Annotated in this window: 4 protein-coding genes; 1 reads left to right on the top strand and 3 read right to left on the bottom strand. The window is 67.4% G+C overall.

The features are described from left to right. Positions 1-120: 120 nt before the first annotated feature. Genes ACZ6I3_RS37925 through ACZ6I3_RS37935 form a run of 3 tightly spaced genes read right to left on the bottom strand, consistent with a single transcriptional unit; the run spans position 121 to position 1,060 of the window. On the bottom strand, positions 121-327 hold the full coding sequence (locus tag ACZ6I3_RS37925; RefSeq protein ID WP_469420890.1) for a hypothetical protein: 207 nt from the start codon (positions 325-327) through the stop codon (positions 121-123). Next, complete coding sequence (locus tag ACZ6I3_RS37930) at positions 324-755, bottom strand: RNA polymerase sigma factor (protein ID WP_469420891.1); 432 nt, start codon at positions 753-755, stop codon at positions 324-326. Before ACZ6I3_RS37930 ends, ACZ6I3_RS37925 begins: the two co-directional genes overlap by 4 nt. Positions 756-766: 11 nt before the next feature. Next, complete coding sequence (locus ACZ6I3_RS37935; RefSeq protein WP_469420892.1) at positions 767-1,060, bottom strand: hypothetical protein; 294 nt, start codon at positions 1,058-1,060, stop codon at positions 767-769. 855 nt (positions 1,061-1,915) lie between these two features. On the opposite strand from ACZ6I3_RS37935, the gene ACZ6I3_RS37940 reads away from it, so the two are divergent. Then, on the top strand, positions 1,916-2,833 hold the full coding sequence (locus ACZ6I3_RS37940) for a hypothetical protein (protein ID WP_469420893.1): 918 nt from the start codon (positions 1,916-1,918) through the stop codon (positions 2,831-2,833). Positions 2,834-3,812 lie beyond the last annotated feature (979 nt).

Raw genomic sequence — 3,812 nt, forward strand, 5'->3', positions numbered from 1 at the left:
GGGGGGGGGAGATATCCGTGGGGAGACGGAAGCAACGGAAACAGCTACGGGGGTTACGCCACAACCACCACCCCCCCCGCCGGGTGCGAGCTCCCCCCCCCCCCCCGCCCCGGCCCGTCCTCACGTGACGAGCGGCACGACGACGGCCAGCAGCGCGATGCACAGCGACATGACGCTGAAGGCCACCATGCTCCCCCAGCCGATCGCCTTGTCCACCGGGGCCCCGACCAGGCGAGCGATGCCGTATCCGATGAAGCCGGCGAGGGCAGAGAAAAGGATGCACATACCCAGTACGAGCAACAGGAACATGAGCAGATGACTGGTCACGCGGCACCTCGCTTGGTGCGGCGGCGGGCCCCGGCCTTGGTGTGGAACTGCTCGGGGATCCAGATGCGCCGTTCCCGGGCCGCGTCGTACAGCGCCTTACGGAAGCGGGTCTTGCGCATGCGAACTGCGGCGTGGGTGAGGTTCAGCTCGTCGGCGATGTCGGTGTCGTTGTAACCCTCGATGGTCAGGCTGATGACCGCCTGGGTGATCGGGGGCTGTTCGCCCAGGATGTCGGCGAAGTTGGTGCTGAGCACTGCAGCTTCGGTCGCGGAGACGGTCTCTGCCGCCAGGAGTCGGCCGAAGAGCCTCGGGCTCTCGCGCGCGGTCTCCTCGGAGCCGTCGTACAGCGCGTGCAGCTCCGCCCACCTCTGGCGGTTCTGCGCCCAGGTCGTGTACACCCGGCGGAACTCCCAGATGCACTGGCCCACGAAGTACGTGGTCAGGCAGCTGGCCCCCGGCCTCCCCTGTAGTCGGGGTTCCAGCCGCCCTCGACCAGCGCCTTGCGCCTGAACGACTTCAGCGCGATCCGGGGAAGTCGGCCCTCACGGAGCATGCCCCTCAGGATGGGCCAGGCCTCCCGGCACAGGTCGTTCTCGAACACCTTGTAGGCCACCCCGGTGAAGCCGCTCTCGGCCAGTTCGTTGACCCGGGCAGCATCGCGCTGAACCCGGGCCGTCCGGTTGCCCGGCAGCCCCGCATCGACGGCCTCCGCGACCTGATGCACCGCACACATGTAAATTCCTCCGTCTTGGACCGCTCTGACCCCTCGACGACGCCCTTGTCGCACGCGTACTGAGTTCACAGGCAGTCGCCTGGTTGTACTGCGTGATGTGCGGCTTGGAAGTGTGAATGTCACACAGCGATCCAAAGTTTTTTCGGCGGCAGCTTTTTGACCGCTGCACATTGCTGCAGGCGCCCCGAATTGACCCCGGCAGATGCCTTCTTCAGCGGCGCCGGAGGCGCTGACACAGGGCGGCCTGTGGTCTACGACTCCCTGCGCGGCTGTACGTGGGTCAGGCCGGGAAGCCCGACACGGGGCCGCCGTTCTGAAACCGCCCGCGCCCCCAGCCTGCGGCCGTGCCCGACCGGTCTCGGCCGCCGACCTGGGCGACGCCACCCCGGCGGCCCCGGCCTCGTTCGACGACGACCAGGCGGTGGGACTCCGTGAGACCCCGAACGCCATCTGTCGGCATCGCCGCGCTGCACTACGGTCGCGACCCTCTGGCCGGGACGCTCGGCCCTCGTCCACATCATCCTCGACGGCATGCCCGAGACCAGCGTCCCCGGAGCGGCGGGCGACGCCCACGAGACGCAGGTGATCTGGATGACCGACGCCGACGTCGTCAACTTGCTCACCGACCCGGAGGACCACGAGAGCTGACCACAAGCAAGGCCCATTGTCGGACCCGCTCCGTACCCTGGGCTGAGGCACCTGAGACAGGAGGGCAACGTGGCCCTCAACTCCAGCAGCCAGCGACGAGCGATCGAAAAGCACCTCAAGGGCATCGCCAAGGACTACGAGCGCGCAGCCAAGCGGAACCCCCCCCGGGTGCCGATCCAGACTGAGGCGACTGGCACAGGAGGAACCATGCCCGGCCGCGACACCGCCGAAGGCGACCCGGTCCTGGCAAGACTCCTGATGTGGCTCGACGAGCACGCTCAGCAGAACCGCGCGCACCACGTCGACGTGACCCGGTTCGTCGAAGAGCAGCAGCTGTCGGACGAGGACCCCTCCGTGCTGGCCTACGAGCTGGAAGAGCGCGACCTGGTCCGCAACTCGCGCGGCCTCGACGACGCCCCCACGGTCTACCTCACCGACGCGGGCCGCGCCGCGATCCACCGGCTGAAGAAGCGGCGCGGCGACCGCGCCGCCCGCCTCCGCTACACCATGGACGCCTTCCACCGGTGGCTGTTCGACACCGTCGGCGACCAGGAGCCCATCAACCCGGCCCTGTTCCTCGCCACGCCCGCCGCCTACTTCGCCGGATCCGAGATCACCGGCACCGAGCTACACGAAGTGCTCGCCCACCTGTCCCAGCACAAGCTGATCGAGCACATCGACACCGACCCGGCCACGGTCGCCATCACCCCCCAGGGCGTCAGCTGTGCCCTGACTGGAGGAAGCGTGCAGGACCACATCAACCAGCCCCGGCCCGGCGCCACGTACAACACCTGGCTGCCGAACGCCAAGGGGGTCATCATCGGCGAACAGCAGCACTTCACGCAGAACAACACCGGCGGCGTCGACCCGACGCTGTTCGTTCAGCTGGCCGGGTACGTCGGACAGATCAGCAGCACGCTGGGCATGCCCGAGCCGGAGCGTGTGGAGTTGGAGCGCGTCGCCCAGAACCTCCACGACGAAGCGACCTCGGAGACTCCCGAGCCGGGCCGCCTGGGGCAGTTCACCACCCAGCTCAAGGACAAGCTCCTGGAGGCCGGCACCACCATGGCCGCCATGATGGGCGTGCAGATGGCCGAGCAGGCCCTCGGAGCGCTGGTGCAGTAGCACCCCGCCGTCCAACGTCACGGAGCCCCGGGAGATCTGCCGTCCTGGGGCTCCGGCCTTCGTGAACGCTCCAGCGAGCGAAGCCATTTTCGTGCGCGCCCGGCCGAGTCCGAGTTCAGCCGCCGCCCGGACTACCCAGAGTTACTGAATCCACGAATATCGCTCAACGCCAACCCTCTTCACGCATCGGGCCGGAGACAGACGTTGGATCCGGCCGCCCGGCCGGGTAACGCTGCGCTGATCACGGGCGTCGCCTACCCACCGCCGCGCCAACTCATCCTCGGCAAAAGGGCCGTGAGTACAGCTGACACCACGTAGGGTGGTGCCGTTCCAGCGAGGAGAACCTTGGGAGGGGCCGCACAGCGGGCCTTCTGGCCAGAGGTCTGACAAACCTGTGGCCCACGTCCCGAGGGGAAGATCAATGGGGAAGCATAAAAGGCCGAAGCTGGTCCGCCGGAAGAGGATGGGTAAGACCATCCGACTCTGGATGGCTCCCGTGACGGTCACCGCGTTCTATATGTGGCGGATCATCCGCGATTGTGCGGGGCTTCTGCTGACGTAGCCCCCAGCTCAAGCCAACTGAGCTGGGGACCACGCCGGAACGCAGCACGGGGCCCTTGCCGTTGCAGCGGCGGGGGCCCCGTCCGCACTTAGATGACGACTTAGATAGGGACTTAATTGTCAACTAAGTCGGTGACCCCACTCTAACGCAACCATTGATGCGTGAGGGTGGGGTTTCGCGTACGCACCTGCGTACGCAGGTGACCGGCATCCATGAGGACACCGCTGCCTCGGCGCCGCTGCCCAGAAGCCCTGCAGCGACACGAGTCCATCACAACGGACAACCACCGATCACCTGTACTGCGGCCGGGCCTCAGACCCCGCTCGCAGGGCTTCAGAGCTGGCTTCCCGGGTTTTGCCCGCCGTCGCACCGGCGCGGGACGGTCAGTGCGCAACTATGCGCAACCAGCTCGATGGG

The sequence above is a fragment of the Streptomyces sp. NPDC041940 genome, assembly GCF_055589465.1.